The following is a 15,578-nucleotide window of genomic DNA, read 5'->3' as shown; positions in this document are numbered from 1 at the left end:
GGCGGGAGCGTCCGCTCGGATCGTTGCCCGGTCCGGGTTCCGTCCGGCGGACCGGCCGAGGGCGTGACGCCGGACGGCCAGGACCGGCTCGCCAACGAGGCGTTCGAGTGCGCCGACCCGCTGAGGCTGATGCGGCCCTTCGGCATCGCGGAGCTGCCGGGTAGACGGCCTCCGGCCCGGAGCGGGGGAGTACCCCGTCCCGGGCCGGAGGCCGGAGCCGCGGAACCATCGGTGCGTACGCCGGTGTTGTCCGGGCGCAGCGGCCTGAGCGGCCTGAGCGGCCTCAGCGGCAGAGGGCTGCTTCGACGACGTTCTCGACGTGCCTCAGGGCGGCCTTGTCGGTCGGGCGGGAGGTCACGGCGATGTTGGCCGCGGTGCTGCCGTCCTCGGTGACGCCGCCGCGGGTCTCGTAGCCGGGGAAGCTGCCGCCGTGGCCCCAGTAGAGGCCGCCGCAGGGCAGGGGCCTGCTCACGAGGCCGAGTCCGTAGGCGGCGCCGGGGCCGACGGCCTCGGCGGGGACGGTCTTCTTCATTTCGGCGAGCTGGGCGGGTGGGAGGAGGCCGCCGTGGAGGAGTGCGGAGAAGAAGTGGTTGAGGTCGGAGTTGGTGGAGATCATCTGACCGGCGGCCCAGCCGAAGGAGGGGTCGGTCTCGGTGACGTCCTGCTGGGGTGCGTCGGGGGTTTCGCGGTAGTAGCCCTTGGGGTGGGGCTCGCGGATGGTCGTGTCGCCGGGGGTGGGGAAGTAGGTGTGGCGCAGGCCGACGGGCTTGACGATGCGGCGGTCGATCTCCGCCGCGAGCGGGCGGCCGGTGACCCGTTGGACGATCAGGCCGGCCACGAGGTAGTTCGTGTTGCTGTAGTTGAACCGGTCGCCCGGGGCGAAGTCGGCCTTGAACCGCAGTGCGTTGTCGAGGAGGTCGCGCGGCTCGTAGTAGTGGAACGAGGCATCACCCCGCAGGTACTCCGGGAGCCCGCTGGTGTGCTGGAGGAGCTGACGGACGGTGATGTTCCGCCCGTCGATGCCGTCCCCGCGGACGAGGCCCGGCAGGTACGTCTCGACGGGCGCGTCGAGGCCGATCTTCCCCTCTCCGACCAGTTGCAGCACGACCACCGCCGTGAACGTCTTGGTGTTGCTGCCCATCCGCACCTGACCGTCGACCGGGACCTTCGCCCCGGTGGCCAGGTCACCCACCCCGGCGGTGTAGTTGCGGGCTCGGCCGTGCCCCTTCTCGACGTTCGCCAGCGTGCCGACGATGCCGTCGTCCCGCACCAGTGCGTCGAGGCCCTGCTGGACGGTGTCCGGCTTCGGTGCCGCGAAGGCCGTGGTGGGGGTCAGTACCCCCGTCGTCAGGGCACCGACGGCCATCGCGGCCACCAGGACCTTCCGGTGCCGGGACGGGTGGACGGTCTGCTGCGCCTGATTGCGCATGCATCAACTCCGGTTGCTTGTCGAGGAAGCCGGCGGGTCACGCCGCTGCCCCAACCCTCTCCGGAGCGGACCACCTGCGACGATGCCGCTACCCACCCGGTCGTGGGTGGGGTTATCCCCCGGTATCCGCAGGAATGACGGGTTCACGGCAGTACGGCCACCGCCGCCACGTCCGCCGGCCGGTCGTCGTACCCGGGCACCGGGGCCTGCCCCTGCGCGCACGCGCCGGCCGCCGGCGGATCACCGGGGTTCGGCGACGAGCAGCGGGCCGCGTGGGCGGACGGTGGCGGCGGTGGCGCTCTCCCGGAGGGGGGTGGCCGTGGCCGGGCTGAGGCGCAGGCGGGCGAGGACGGCCGCGGTGACGACGAGCATCTCGGTCCAGGCGAACGACTCGCCGACGCACTTGTGCCGGCCCGCGCCGAAGGGGATGAACAGCCTGGGTGGGGCGTGGCCGGCGGGCCGGCGCCAGCGGTCGGGGTCGAACCGCGACGGGTCGGGGTGGAGCAGCGGGGAGCGGTGCAGCGCGGTCGGGCTGAAGAGGATCTCCGCCCCCGGGGGCAGGACGACGCCGCCGTACCGGAGGGGCTCCACCGCCCGGCGCATCAGGATCCAGTTGGGGGTGTGGAGGCGGAGGGTCTCGCTGATGGCGTGGCCCGTGCGTTCCAGGAGCGGCAGGTCGTCCGGGGACACGGCACCGTCGGGGGCGACGGCGCGCACCTCCTCGCTCAGCTCGTCCTGGAGGTCCTGGTGCCGGGCGAGTTCGTGGAAGAGCCAGGCGAGCGTGGTGGCGGTCGTCTCGGTGCCGGCCAGGAGCAGCGAGACGGCCTCGTCCCGGACCTGGGCCGGTGGCATGGCGAGGCCGGTCTCCTCGTCGCGGGTGGTCAGCAGCAGGGACAGCAGGGTGCCGTCCGGGCCCTGCTGCGGGGCGGCGGCCTGATCGACGATCTCGTCCACGGTGGTGCGCAGGTCCCGGACCGCCGCGTCGAAGCGCCGGTTGGCCGGTACGGGCAGCTTCTCCAGCAGCGGCGACGGGTAGAGCGCCCGCTGGACGAAGCCGGTGAGGACGACGGGCACGGCCCGGTCGATCCGGGCCTTCTGGGCGGGGGTCAGGCGGGTGGCGAACAGTGCCTCGACCACGATGTCCCGGGCGAGTCCGTGCATCCGCGGCTCGATCGGCGCGGGCCGCCCGGTCTCCCAGCGGGACACCGCCGCCGCTGCCAGCCGCGCGGCCAGGGCGGCGTACCGGTGGATGCCGTCGCGGTGGAAGGCCGGTTGCACCAGGCGCCGCTGGCGGAGGTGGAACGCGCCCTCGGAGATGAACAGGCCGTTGCCCAGCAGGCCGCGGGCCTGGTCGAAGACGAAGCCCTTCTCGGTCCTCGCGGCGTCCTGGACGAGCAGCCGGTGGACCAGCCCGGGGTCGGTGAGGACGTGAACGGGCCTGCGCCACAGGTGGATCCGCACCACCGGGCCGTGGTCGGCGAGCGACTGGAGGAACGGCACGGGGCGGGTCAGCAGCGGGAGCAGGTGGCCGAGCAGGGGCAGGTGGCCGGGCGCGCGCGGCGCGCTGCCGGGCGGGGCTGCGTCCTCGCGCATCAGTGCCTCGCCGCGGGGGACGGCACGTCGAACCGGGAGCTGCCGCGCGACCAGTCGATGTGCCCGCGCAGCCACAGCCCGAGGCTGCGGGCGTACGCGGAGGCCGCGTCGCTGCCGTCCGTGCGGACGGTCCGGCTCAGCTCGACGAACGCGCGCATCTCGGCGTCGCGCATGGCGACGGCCGACCGTCGGGCCTCGGCCGGGGAGCAGCGGTGGTGGCGGGCGAGGACCTCGACCAGGTTGTGGCGGCCCTGGCCGCCGGCGGCCTCCTTGGCGTGGGAGTACAGGTCGTTGTCCCAGCTCACCAGGTTCGCCGTGAGGTCCCTGAGCCTGCGCAGCGACGGTCCGTCCGCCTCCGCGGCCGACACCTCGTAGCCGGCCGCGAGGTCGACCAGGGCGAGGCAGGTGTACGTCGCCCCGGCGTGCCGGCGCATGGCCACGTACTCGGCCAGGCCCGGTACGGTGCCCGCCTCCCGGTTGGCGGCCTCCCACACCTGGGCGGAGAGGTAGTCGCGGACCGTGCACTCCCACCGGAACAGCTGGGACGGCGAGGCCTGCGCGGCGATCCGGTCCCGGATCTCCCGCAGGGCCGTCGCGTAGGCGCCGGCCGGTCCGGGCAGCTCGTCGCCGGGCGGCTCGGGGTCGACCACCCGGGCGAGGAGCGCGGTCGTACGGGCCAACGGCCCGGGGGCGGCGCCGCGTTCGCGGTCCTCGCAGTACCCGTCGTCGAAGGCGAAGAGCCAGACGTACCAGTCGGACAGCAGGCGCAGCATCCCGGCGGAGACCTCCGGGTTGGTCCGCGCGGCCAGGTGGCCGCTGCGCTGGCGGCCGATCCGGTCGGACTGCCGGTGGCGCCCGTCCAGCAGCCGGTGGCGCGCCAGCCAGTCCAGGCTCTGCCGGTCGGCCTGCTCGGCGTGGGGGTTCGTCAGGGAGGGGAAGGGGCACCACAGGTCGTCCGGGGCGCTGGGTGGCTGCCCGTCGCGGGGCTCGGTCATGGGTGTGTCGGCCTTCGTCTGGTGTGGGGGCGGTCAGTTCCGGAAGGAGACGGTGAGGTCGGCGTGGCCGCGGAAGGTGAGGCGGTCGCGGCGGACTGCCGGGCCGGTGCGCCGCATGACGCTACGGCGGCGGGAGCCGGGGCGGTTGCGCGTCCGTGCACGGGGGATGGCCCGGGAGGGAACCGGCGGGCCGGCAGCGAGAGCCGGGGCTGGGCACGCTGCGCGCCCGGAGCGGTACCCGCCGTAGTGCCGGGGCGGGTTGACGGATTGTAGCCTTGGGTGCCCGGGGAGTGGGCGGTGAGAACCCGAGGGGGACGAGAGTGGTGGACGGCGGGCGGGTTCCGGTCCTGGTCGGCCGGCAGCGGGAGACGGAGCTGCTGACGGCGGCGCTGGTCCAGGCCGTGGACGGTGCGAGCGGTTCCACGGTGCTGCTGCGCGGTGAGGCGGGGGTCGGCAAGAGCACGCTGCTGGCCTGGGTGGAACGGGCGGCGCGCGAGCGCGGGTTCACCGTCCTGCGCGCGGTCGGCTCCGAGGCGGAGACGGACCTCGCGTTCGGCGCCCTCCACCAGGCCTTCTGGGCGCCGCTCCAGCGCTCCACCGCGCTGTCCGCCCACCAGCGGGAGGCCCTGGAGAGCGCGTTCGGCGTCCGCCCCGGCGCCCCGAGCGGCCTCGCCGTCGGTGCCGCCGCGCTGGCCCTGCTGGAGGAGGCGGCGCGGGCCGCCCCGACGCTGCTCCTCCTCGACGACCTGCACTGGATCGACTCGTCGAGCGCGACCGTCTACGCCTTCCTCCACCGGCGCTGCGCCGAGCAGCGGGTGGTGATCGTCGGCGCCACCCGCCCGGACGGGCCGGCCGCCCGGCTCTGGTCCGCCGAGGCCGTTGACGTGCGGGCCCTGCCCCGGACGGACGCGGCCCTGCTGCTGGGCTCCCGCTACCCCGAACTCGCCCCGCCCGCCAGGGACCGGGTACTGGCGGAGGCGGCCGGGAACGCGCTGGCGCTGGTGGAGCTGCCGCGCCAGCTCGCGGCCGCCCAGCAGCGCGGGGCCGCGCCACTGCCGGAGCGGCTGCCGCTGGGGCGGAAGCTGGAGCGGATGTTCACCGAACGGCTGGGGGCGGTGCCGCCGGAGGCCGGCCGTCTGCTGCTGCTCGGCGCCCTGGCCGCCAGCCCGGACTTCGGCAGCGGCGAGTGGCTGAGCGCGGTCGCGGACGAGAACGCGCGGGAGATCCTGGAGCGGATCGAGGCCGACGGACTGGCCCGGCTCGACCCGGCCGGGCAACTGGTGTTCCGGCACCCGTTGGTGCGCACCGCCGTCGTCTCCGCGGCCTCCGACACCGCGCGCCGCGAGGCGCACCGCGCGCTGTCCGACGCGCTCGCGCCGGGCGACCCCCGGCGGCTGGTCCACGAGGCCGCCGCCGCGCTGCTGCCCGACGAGGACCTCGCGCACCGCCTCCAGGAGGCCGGCCGCGACCTCGCCCGGCGCGGCGGCGACGCGGAGGGCGCGCTGCTGCTCGAACGCGCCGCCACCCTCAGCCCCAGCTCCTGCGAGCGCGCCCGCAGGCTCACCTGGGCCGCGGTGATGTCCGCCCACGGCGGGCAACTGCGGCACACCGCGGCCCTGGTGGAGGACCTGAAGGCCAGCACCGTGCCCGAGGACGTCGCCCCGCTGTTCGCGTACGCGGTGGTCTACGTCGACCAGAGCCACCACGTCGACTTCGAGTCCTCCTCCGCCCTGCTGCCCGCGGCCCTCGACGCGCTGACCGCGCCGGGCGCCGAATCCTTCGGCGGGCTGGTCGAACAGGCCTACTTCAAACTCCTCCTGGCCGCCAGCTACACGGACGACCCCTGGGCCTGGCAGGCCCTGGAACGGCACCGGGAGAACGTCTCCGAGGCGGGCAGGCTCTGCCTGCGCGCCTGGACCGACCCGGGCCCGGACACGGCCGCCGCGCTCCGGGCGGCGGCCGCGGACCTGAGCGCGGAGCAGGAGGCCGGTGCCGCCTGGCTCCTGCTCTGGACCGCCTCGGCGCTCGACTGCCCCGAGGGCGACCTGTGGCGCCGCTTCACCGGGTTGCACGGCTACGCCACCCAGGGCTCGGTCGCCAAGGCCAGGTGCCACCAGGACTTCCTGCTCGGACAGTGGGACCGGGCGGCCGTCTGCCTGCGCGAGGCCGCGATCGCGGAGGAGCTCGGCTACCGCACCAACGCCCTGGTGTTCCGCCTGTACCACGCCCACTTCCTGGCCGGCCGGGGCGACGAGGACGGCCTGCGGGAGATCGAACAGGCCGTCCGGCCGACCGCCACCCGCGCCCGGATGCGGTACGTCCTGGACCGCCTGAGCCACCTGCGCGGCCTGGCCGCGCTCGCCCACCGGCGCTACGAGGAGGCGTACGCCCACTTCTGCGAACTCACCCCGCCCGGACACCTGCCCGGCGGCCGGCCCTGGCACCACACGCTGGTCCTCGACCTGGTGACGGCCGCCGTGCACACCGGCCGTCACCAGGAGGCCCGGGCTCACCTCGCGGCCGGACGCGCGGCCCGCTCGGCGGAGATCTCCGGCCGCCACGCCTTCCTCTTCGCGGCCGCCACCGCCCTGGCCGCCGACGACGACGAGGCCGACGCCGCCTACCGCGCCGCGTACGCCGTGCCGGGCGCCGAGCGGTGGGCGTTCGACCTCGCCCGGCTGCGGCTCGCCCACGGCGGGTGGCTGCGCCGGCGCCACCGCCCCGGGGCCCGGGAGCCGCTGCGCGCGGCCCACCACGTGTTCCGCCGCCTCCGGGCGGACCCCTGGGCCCGGTGTTGCGAGGAGGAACTGCGGGCCGCCGGGGACTCCGCGGCCCTGCCGCCGGCCGGCCCTGCTGACGGACCGTCCGGGCTGACCGGCCATGAACTGCGCATCGCCCGGCTGGCCGCGACCGGCCTGACGAACAAGGAGATCGGCCGGGAGCTCCAGCTGTCGCCCCGCACCGTCGGGGCCCACCTGTACCGGATCTTCCCGAAGCTCGGCATCACTTCTCGGGCCGCGCTCGCCCATGCCCTCGACGGCGGTCGACCGGCCGGGACGGCGCTTCCTCCGGCCGCTGTCGAACCAGGCAGTCAGATGACCTAACGGGCCGTCGCCGTCGAAGTCCAGGCTCAGTCGCGCAGGGCTTCGACGGGAGGGCGGTCAGATGAGTGTGCGGGGGACGGCCGGGGCGGTCGTGGACGGGGGGAAGGCCGCGTTCCGGGGCGGTGCGGCGGCGCCGGTGCCGGTGCCGGTGGGGGTGCACCCGCTCACCGGGCGGCCGTCCGACGGGCTCCCGGTGTCGCACCGGCTCGGCTACGTGCGGATCTCCACCCTGGACGGGGACACCGCCCGGTTCTCCCGTAGCGCCGACCTGATCGCCCCGGCCCCGCGCACCGAGCCGCGGGTCGGGGTCGGGGTGCAGGAGTCCGGCCGGGCCGTACTGGAGCAGGACGGGCGCCGCGCGGAGGTGCCGCCGGGCGGGCTCGTCCTGTACGACGCCGGGCGGCCGTTCGCCGTCGAGTACCCGGGGCGCTTCCGCACCCACCTGTTCCAACTGCCGTGCAGGCTGCTGGGCGTGTCGGAGCGCGACCTGCGGCACGCGGCGGGTACGGCCGTCGGCCCGGCGGACGGCTGCGGGCCGGTGCTGGGGCCCTTCCTCGGCACCCTGGCCGCCTCCGCGCACTCCTACCCCGGCCCGGTCGGGGACCAGCTGGCTGGGCGGGTCGCCGACCTGGTGAGCGCGCTGGTCGTCCAGCTGGCGGCGGACGGCCCCGGAAGTGTCGGCCCCGACGGCCCGAACGAGCACCTGGTCCGGCGGGTGCGGGAGTACATCGACGAGCGGCTGGGCGACCCGGAGCTGACGCCCGAGCGGATCGCGCACGCCCACCGGATCTCGGTGCGGTACCTGCACCGGCTGTTCGAGCACGAGGGAGTGACGGTGAGCCGGCTCGTCCGGCAGCGCCGCCTGGAGGCGTGCGCCCGCGAATTGGGCCGCCGCGGGCGAACCGCCCCGACCGTGTCGGCGGTCGCCCAGCGCTGGGGCTTCGTCAACCCGGCGCACTTCAGCCGGGCCTTCCGCGCCGCGTACGGGGTCTCGCCGCGCGACTGGCGCTCGCTCGGGAACGACGGGGCCTGCTGACGAGCCGTAGAACCAGCACGACTTGGGCCACCGCCGCCGAGGCGCGACCCGGCGCGGTCGGGTCCGCAGACCGAACAGGAGCACAGATGTCCGTCGTCCCGTCCGCCGTCCTCGACACCGCCGGGGTGCCGACCGCCGACCGCGCCGAGTACTGGCACGAGGCGGTCTCCCGTACCTTCGTCCCGCTCGACGTAGCCCTGCGCGAGGACGCGCCCGCGCCCGCGACGATCACCAGCCACCGGCTGGGCGCCGCCCAGGTCTCCCTGGTCCGGGCCGGCCCGCAGCGGGTCGAACGCAGCGCCCGGCTGATCGCCCGCGGTGGCGAGGACCACCTCACCCTGGCGCTCCAGCACCGCGGCACCGCCCGGCTGCTCCAGGACGGACGCCAGGTGGAGCTGCGCCCGGGCACCTTCGCGATCTCCGACGCCGGGCGGCCGTTCAGCAAGGAGCTGCCGGAGCCGTTCCTCTTCACGGCCTTCCACTGGCCGCGCTCGGCCGTCGGGGTCACCGAGGAGGACCTGCGGGTGCTCACGGCGACGGCCTTCGACACCCGCGAGGACGACACCGCCCGCCTGGTGGGCGCCTACCTGGACTGCCTCTCCCGCTCGGCCGGGAGCATGGAGCCGCCGGCGGCCGCCTGGCTCGCCACCACGGCGCTCGACCTGCTCGCGGTGCTCGCGCACGAACGCCGCGGCCGGTCCGTACCGGAGGCGCCCGAGGCGGCCCTGGCCACCCTGGCCCGGGTGAAGGACCACATCCTGCGGCACCTGGGGGACCCGGAGCTCTCGCCGGAGCGGATCGCCGAGGCCCACCACGTGTCCGTGCGGTACCTGCACAAGCTGTTCGGCTTCGAGGGGGTGACGGTGACCCGCTGGATCCGGCGCCAGCGGCTGGACGCGTGCCGCCGGGACCTCGCCCGTACGGCGACCCGTTCGGCGGCCCGTCCGGCGACCGGTCCGACGGGTGGCCCGGCGACCGTGGCGGCGGTCGCCGGGCGGTGGGGCTTCGTGAGCGCCAGTCACTTCAGCCGGGCCTTCCGGGCCGCCTACGGGGTCTCGCCGCGCGAGTGGCAGGCGTGCGCCCGGGCGGGCCTCGCCCAAGGAGGCGCGGCCCGGCCGGAGGGGTACGGCATCGCGGTGTGACCGCCCCCGGGCCGGGGCACCGGTCACCGGTCGCCGTGCAGCTCCGCGACGTAGCCGCCGGGGAACCGCACCATCGCGCTGTCCCGGCCGTCCGCCCGGACCGGGCCGGACAGCACCGACGCGCCGGCGGCCTCCGCCCGCTCCAGGGTGGCGCCGAGGTCCGCCACGCCGTAGCCGGTGAGCTCCCGGCCGAACGGGTACGGCAGGTGGCCGTCCGTCACGGCGACCGTCGTGGTGCCGAAGCCGGAGGTGAGGCGCAGCAGCCGGTAGGCGGTGCCGGGCAGTCCGATCGCGGCGCCGTCGGCCCGGCGGTCGTCGGAGACGATCCGGCCGTCGGTGAAGGCGAGGAAGCTGCGCAGGAAGGCGCCCACCGCGTCCGGTGACAGGTAGAGCCGGTTCTCCGGCACGCTGGCGAGCCCGGGGTAGGACGGCGGGGTGGTGTGGACGTACAGCTGGGCGTTGACGCCGCCGGGGAACTGGACGACGGCGTCCCGGCCGATCGGGTCGGCGAACGGGGCCACGGTGACGGCGGCCCCGTCGGCGCGGGCGGCGCGGACCGCCTGGTCGAGGTCGGTGACCAGCCAGCCGGTGCGCTCGGTGCCGAAGGGGTACGGGACGGGCGTGGTGTAGTCGAACACCGAGAGGGTGCCCACCGGGGAGACGACCAGTTCGGAGAGCGTCCGGCTGGGCGTGGGGGTCACCTGGGTGGCGTTCGGCCCGATCGTGCTGCCGCCGAAGGTGGCCACCCAACTGGCCGCGAAGGCCTGCTCGGTGCCCGGCTCGACGTACACGTGGGTGGAGTCGTACTGGGGGCCGACGGCGAACTGCCGGTGCCCGGCGGCCGGTGCGGCCGGGGTGCCCTGGGCGGGCGCGGCGGTGGGGACGGCCGCCAGCGCGGCGACCGCCGCCACCAGCGGGACCAGGCGTCGGGTGAGGCGTCGGGTCAGGGGGCGTTGCACGGGGGTGACCTCCCGGTCGTGGTCGGTGCGGGTGCTCGGAGTGTCGGTGCGGTGGTCAGGCCGCCGGCGCGGCCCAGGGCGCGTCGGGCCCGTGGGCCGCCGAGAGCCGGTGGGCGGCCAGCGCCGTGCCCAGGAGCAGCAGGGCGGCCAGGGCCAGGGCCGTGGCGGTCAGCCCGTGCAGGACCAGCACCGCGCCCGCGAGGCCGCCGAGCAGCATCGCCAGGGCGGAGAGGATCCGGCGCCCAGGCCGCGGCGCGGTGCCCCCGGCCGGGGCCGAGTCGGAGGCGAGACCGGTCAGGGTGAGGGTGAGGACGGTGGTGGTCAGGTCGGGTACGGCGAGCCGCCGGGCCACCGCGTTCTGCAGGCCCATGCCCAGGCCCAGCAGGACGATCAGGGCGTAGCGGGCGCCGGCGCCGTCCGCGAGCGCGGCGGTGACGGCGGCGCCGGCGGTCAGGGCGGTCTGGACGCGGGCGGTCAGGGCCAGCAGGCGCCCGCGGTGGCCGGCGGACCGGCCGGCGAGCCGTCCGCCGCAGAGCGCGCCGGTCAGGAAGGCCGCGAGCGAGACCAGCGAGGCCGCGGCGGACAGGCCGGAGGCGCCCGCGAGGGCGAACCCGAGGAAGACCACGTTGCCGGTCATGTTCGCCACGAAGACGTGCCCGAGGCCGAGGTAGCTCACCGCGTCGACCACGCCGGTGGCCACCGTCAGCAGCAGCATCAGCGGCGGCAGCGGTCCGTGCCGGTCGGTGCGCGGCGGGGCGAGCGTCCGCAGGGCGTCAGTCAGCAGGGCGCGCAACGGCGGTGGCTCCTTCGGGCGTGGCCGGGCGGTGCAGGACGGCCCGGGTGAGCAGTCCGCTGGCGGGGCCGAGGACGACGGCCGCGACGGAGATCCAGAGCGGCCAGGCGGTCAGGCCGACGGCGTGGTCGACGGACCACCGGCCCGGGCCGGTGAGGGCGAGCGCCCCGGTGACGACGACCAGGACCAGCGGGTACTCGTAGCCGTCGTCCTGCACCCAGAGCCCGTGCGGCAGTTTGACGGTGATCGCGACCGTCATCACCCCCATGGCGACCATGGCCGCGGGCGGGGTGAGCGCGCCCAGGGCCAGGAACAGGCCCGATCCGACCTGCCCGGCGCCCGCGGCGAGCGCGGTGGGCGTACCGCCGCGGAAGCCGTCGTGCCGGAACTCCGCCGTCCCGCCGGCGAGGCCGTGGCCCCCGAGGCGGTGGCTCACCTTCTGTACTCCGTGCCCGGCGATGAGCAGGCCCACCACCACGCGGAGGATCAGCAGTCCGGTATCCATCGTGTCCTGTTCCTGGTCCCTGGTTCCTGTGCTTCTTGTGCGGTGCCGGCTCAGCCCGCGGCGTGCTCGCCGAGGAAGGCCTGGGCGTAGACGATCCCGAGGCCGTACGCGCCGCCGTGCTCCTTGACGATGTCCGTGACCACGCCGTACGTCTCCGTGCGGGCCCAGTCACGCTGGAGTTCGAGCAGGACCTGCACCCAGGTGACGGGCACCGCGCCGGCCTGGGTCATCCGCTGGACGGCGTGCTCGTGGGCCTGCGGGGAGACGCCGCCGGAGGCGTCGGTGACGACGTAGACCTCGTAGCCCTGGTCGATCATGGACAGCACGGGAAGGACCAGGCAGACCTCGGTCCACAGTCCGGCTATCACGACCTTGCCGCGGCCGGTGGCCTTGACCGCCTCGACGACCGCCTCGTCCTCCCAGGCGTTCATCGAGGTGCGGTCGAGGACCTCGGCCTTGGGGAAGACCGCCGCCAGCTGCGGCAGCAGCGGGCCGGAGAAGGACTCGGCGGCGACGGTGGTCAGGACGGTCGGCACGTCGAAGGCCCGGGCGGCCTTGGCGAGGCCGACGGTGGCGTTGACGATCGCGGTGCGGTCGCCGCTGCCGGTGCCGAAGAACATCTGCGGCTGGTGGTCCACGAACAGCACCACGGCGTTGTCCGGGGTGAGCAGGTCGGGGCTGGGGGTGGCGCTGACCTGGGTGAGGTCGACCATGACGGGGTTCCCTTCGGTGCGGTGGGACAGGGCCCTTCGCGCGGTGGTCCGCGTGAAGGCGGGGCAGGTGGATCAGAGGAGGAAGCAGGGGTCGAACGGCGCTCCCTGCTCGGCGGCCAGGCCGCGCGCGACCCGCCAGCGGTGGTGCAGCCCGGACTCGGCGACGGCCTCGCCGAGCAGCTCCGCCTGGCGGGCGCCCGCGCCGTGGGCGGGGCGGGCGGCCTGGTAGCCGCCGAAGTGGGCGACCGGGCTCCAGCCGGGGCTGACCGGCGGCAGCTCCTCGTCCATGCCCTCGTACTCGGCCGCGGCGTGGACGATCCGGCCGCCGACGACGGTCAGCACGGACTCGATGGACGGGATCTCCGGCTCCGGCACCGTGAAGTAGTCCTCGGACAGCACCGCCAGGTCCCCGTAACTGCCCGGCCGCAGCACGCCCTTGACGTCCTGCTCGCCGGTGAGGGCGGCGCCGGCCGTGGTGTACATCGCGAGCGCGGTCGCCCGGTCGACCCGGTTCTCCGGGGGCCGGATCGCCAGGCCGCCGACCGTACGGCCGGAGACCAGCCAGTGCAGGGCGACCCAGGGGTTGTAGGAGGACACCCGGGTGGCGTCCGTGCCGGCGGCCACGGTCAGTCCGCGCGCCAGCATGGCGCGGACCGGCGGCGCCTCGGCGGCGGCAGCGGCGCCGTACCGGCGGGTGAACACCTCGCCCTGGAAGGACAGCCGGTTCTGGACGGAGAGCGAGCCGCCGAGCGCCGCGATCCGGTCCAGGCTGTCCGGGGAGACGGTCTCGGCGTGGTCGAAGAGCCACCGGTTCCCGGCGGGGAAGAGCCCCTCGGCGGCGAGCCCCTCGAACACCGCGAGGTCGCGCCGGATCGTCTCGTCGTACGTCGCGTGTAGCCGGAAGCCCCAGCCGTGCTCGGTGAGCAGGCGCACGGCCTTGGCGAACTCCCCTTCGTAGGCGTTCAGTTCGGGGCGCGGCTCGGCGAAGTTCTCGAAGTCGGCGGCGGCCCAGGTGAGGTTCTCGCCGGCGCCGTTCAGCCGCAGCCACTCGTCGCCGTCCCCGGGCCGGACCGTCTCGACCCAGCGGGTGAGGTCGTCGACTTCCTGGCCGGGGGTCTGCGGGAACAGGTGGTAGGCGATGCGGAGCGAGAGCAGCCCGTCGCGGGCGAGTTCGGTCACCGTGGCGTAGTTCTCCGGGAAGCTCTGGAACCCGCCGGCGGCGTCGATCGCGGAGGTCAGCCCGAAGCGGTTCAGCTCGCGCAGGAAGTGCCGGGTGGACGTCCTGCGCTCCTCGCCCTCCAGTGTCGGGGCCTTGGCGAGCGTGGAGTAGAGGACCAGGGCGCTCGGGGCGGCCAGCAGCATGCCGTTGGGCTCGCCGCCGCGGCCCCGGACGATCTGGCCGCCCTTCGGGTCCGGGGTGTCGCGGGTGTAGCCGACGGCGCGCAGCGCGGCGCGGTTGAGGACCGCCGACTGGTAGAGGTGGAGGACGAACACCGGGGTGTCCGGCGCCGCCTCGTTCAGCTCGGCGGGGGTCGGCAGCCGCCGCTCGGCGAACTGCTCCGCCGACCAGCCGCCGACGACCCGCACCCACTGCCCCCGGGGCGTCCGGGCGGCCTGCTCCCGCAGCATCGCCAGGCCCTGGCGCAGCGACCGCACACCGTCCCAGCGCAGCTCCAGGACGTAGTTGAGGCCACCGCGGATCACGTGCAGGTGCGCGTCGTTGAGGCCGGGCACCACGCGGCGGCCGAGCGCGTCGACCACCACCGTGGACGGGCCGACGGCCGGGGCTATGTCCGCGTCGTCCCCGACGGCCGTGATCAGGCCGTTCCGGATGGCGAGGGCGCCGGCCTGCGGGCGGCGGGCGTCCCCGGTGTGGATCCGGGCGTTGCGGACGACGACGTCGGCGGCGTGTTCGGTGACGTTCTCCGTGCGGGGGACCAGCCCGCCGACCGGCATTGCAGGCACCTCGACGGCCTCCAGTCATGGGTTCGGGCCGCCGCCCGGAGCGGGCGGCGGCGCGGCGCGGTCGAGCCGGACGAGCCCAAGAGGCTGTCCTGTTCGCTCTCATGACGGAACGTTAGGCAGTGGCATGGTGTCGGAGTTGGCCCACAGTGCACCGGCACCGGTCCGGGAGCGCACCGGCCGGGCGCGAGGGCGGTGTCCGAGTGTCGGCCGGGGGTCGAACCGGGGCGGCGCCCGCCGGTCAGCTCTCGGAGCGCCGCAGCAGGTAGGTGTCCATGATCCAGCCCTTGCGCGCGCGGGCCGACTCGCGCAACTCGCTGATCCGCGGGGCGGCTTCGGCCAGCGGACCGGCGACGAGGATCTCGTCGGGGGTGCCGAGGTACGCGCCGTAACGGATCTCCAGCCCCTCCGGGTCGATCCCGGTGAAGGCGGCGCGGCCGTCGAGCATCACCACGACGTCGTCCACGTCCTCGGGGAAGCCCTCGGCCAGCCGGCGGCCGGTGGTGATCTGCACCGGGCGGCCGACCCGGGTCAGCGTGCTGCGGTGGCGGGCGGCGAGCGCGGAGACGCTGCTGATGCCCGGGACCACCTCGTAGTCGAAGCCGACGGCGCCGCGGGCCAGGACGTCGTCCACCACGGCGATGACGCTGTCGTAGAGGCTCGGATCCCCCCAGACCAGGAACGCGCCCGTCTCGCCCTCACCGAGGTGCTCGGAGAGCAACTGCTCGACCAGGTCGGCCCGGCGGACGCGCCAGTCGTCCACGGCGGCCGCGTACGCGGGGGTGGTCCGGTCCCGCTCCGCGTCCGGCGCCTCGACCACCCGGTGGCCTGGCCGGCCGTGCTCGGCCAGCATCCGGCGGCGCAGCCGGATCAGGTCCTGCCGGTCCTCGTTCTTGTCGAGGATGAAGAAGACGTCCGTGCGGGCGAGCGCCTTGACCGCCTGCAGGGTGAGGTGGTCGGGGTCGCCCGCGCCGATGCCGATGACGAAGATGTGCCGCATGGGAGGCATTCTGCCGTCCGGGACGCCCTGGTCGCGTCGGCGGCCGGGAGGGGCGCGTCCCGATGTCGGGCGGCGGCCACCGTGATGTCACGTTCGAACCCTTGACCGGATCTTTTCCGTATCGCCATGATGGGCCGTCATGTTGTGACTCCGCCGCTGGGGGAAGTCCGGTTCGAATCCGGCGCTGGCCCGCAACGGTAGGCCGCCGGCTCCTGGTCGGAGGCGAGCCCGAGTACCCGTCGGCGGAGGCGTGTCGTCCCTCCTCCCGTCGTGGTCCGCGGGCCGGAGCCCCGAGGGCCGCCCCGGCTGTCGCCGCCGCCCTCCGGGCCCCTGCGCGCGGGCCCGGA

The 15,578-nt window shown here is 75.5% G+C and carries 12 protein-coding genes and 1 riboswitch; of the genes, 3 read left to right on the top strand and 9 right to left on the bottom strand.

The genetic code is table 11. The annotated features are described in order from the left end of the window. Positions 1–283: 283 nt before the first annotated feature. From ACWDD9_RS32290 to ACWDD9_RS32280, 3 genes are all read right to left on the bottom strand, one after another. Entirely contained in the window at positions 284–1,429 is a 1,146-nt protein-coding gene (locus tag ACWDD9_RS32290) for a serine hydrolase domain-containing protein (protein WP_449813538.1), read from the bottom strand. A 240-nt stretch (positions 1,430–1,669) separates the two neighbouring features. Then, positions 1,670–3,022 (bottom strand): cytochrome P450, encoded by a 1,353-nt coding sequence (locus tag ACWDD9_RS32285; protein ID WP_449813537.1) that lies wholly within the window; start codon positions 3,020–3,022, stop codon positions 1,670–1,672. Beyond that, positions 3,022–4,017 carry a terpene synthase family protein gene (locus tag ACWDD9_RS32280; protein WP_449813536.1) on the bottom strand — a complete coding sequence of 332 codons (996 nt, stop codon included), beginning with the start codon at positions 4,015–4,017 and terminating at the stop codon, positions 3,022–3,024. Before ACWDD9_RS32280 ends, ACWDD9_RS32285 begins: the two co-directional genes overlap by 1 nt. 320 nt (positions 4,018–4,337) lie before the next feature. On the opposite strand from ACWDD9_RS32280, the gene ACWDD9_RS32275 reads away from it, so the two are divergent. The 3 genes from ACWDD9_RS32275 to ACWDD9_RS32265 all read left to right on the top strand — a co-directional run bounded on the left by ACWDD9_RS32275 (position 4,338) and on the right by ACWDD9_RS32265 (position 9,299). Then, the gene (locus ACWDD9_RS32275; RefSeq protein WP_449813535.1) at positions 4,338–7,121 is read left to right on the top strand and encodes a BREX system ATP-binding domain-containing protein; all 2,784 of its coding nucleotides are present in this window, start codon (positions 4,338–4,340) and stop codon (positions 7,119–7,121) included. Between the two features lie 61 nt (positions 7,122–7,182). Then, on the top strand, positions 7,183–8,157 hold the full coding sequence (locus ACWDD9_RS32270) for a helix-turn-helix domain-containing protein (RefSeq protein WP_449813534.1): 975 nt from the start codon (positions 7,183–7,185) through the stop codon (positions 8,155–8,157). An 86-nt stretch (positions 8,158–8,243) separates the two neighbouring features. Continuing rightward, positions 8,244–9,299 carry an AraC-like ligand-binding domain-containing protein gene (locus ACWDD9_RS32265; RefSeq protein WP_449813533.1) on the top strand — a complete coding sequence of 352 codons (1,056 nt, stop codon included), beginning with the start codon at positions 8,244–8,246 and terminating at the stop codon, positions 9,297–9,299. Positions 9,300–9,322: 23 nt separating this feature from the next. Here the strand turns inward: ACWDD9_RS32265 and ACWDD9_RS32260 are convergent, their stop codons facing one another. From ACWDD9_RS32260 to cobF, 6 genes are all read right to left on the bottom strand, one after another. Next, a complete protein-coding gene (locus ACWDD9_RS32260; RefSeq protein ID WP_449813532.1) occupies positions 9,323–10,258 on the bottom strand; it encodes a VOC family protein in 936 nt (311 codons plus the stop codon). Positions 10,259–10,313: 55 nt separating this feature from the next. Continuing rightward, positions 10,314–11,051 carry a YoaK family protein gene (locus ACWDD9_RS32255; protein WP_449813531.1) on the bottom strand — a complete coding sequence of 246 codons (738 nt, stop codon included), beginning with the start codon at positions 11,049–11,051 and terminating at the stop codon, positions 10,314–10,316. Next, positions 11,032–11,556 (bottom strand): DoxX family protein, encoded by a 525-nt coding sequence (locus tag ACWDD9_RS32250; RefSeq protein ID WP_388046751.1) that lies wholly within the window; start codon positions 11,554–11,556, stop codon positions 11,032–11,034. Before ACWDD9_RS32250 ends, ACWDD9_RS32255 begins: the two co-directional genes overlap by 20 nt. A gap of 50 nt (positions 11,557–11,606) precedes the next feature. Then, positions 11,607–12,269, bottom strand: coding sequence for a hydrolase (locus ACWDD9_RS32245; protein WP_049653335.1), 663 nt, complete (start codon positions 12,267–12,269; stop codon positions 11,607–11,609). Positions 12,270–12,341: 72 nt separating this feature from the next. Next, positions 12,342–14,225, bottom strand: coding sequence for an amidohydrolase (locus ACWDD9_RS32240; RefSeq protein ID WP_449813582.1), 1,884 nt, complete (start codon positions 14,223–14,225; stop codon positions 12,342–12,344). A gap of 247 nt (positions 14,226–14,472) precedes the next feature. After that, complete coding sequence (cobF, locus tag ACWDD9_RS32235; RefSeq protein ID WP_049653339.1) at positions 14,473–15,231, bottom strand: precorrin-6A synthase (deacetylating); 759 nt, start codon at positions 15,229–15,231, stop codon at positions 14,473–14,475. A gap of 137 nt (positions 15,232–15,368) precedes the next feature. Beyond that, positions 15,369–15,489: riboswitch (cobalamin riboswitch) on the top strand. The last annotated feature ends 89 nt before the right edge of the window (positions 15,490–15,578 follow it).

It is taken from the genome of Kitasatospora sp. NPDC001119, from assembly GCF_053598475.1.
Note: the sequence above shows the minus strand (reverse complement) of the source record. Positions and strands in the feature narration are given on the sequence as shown.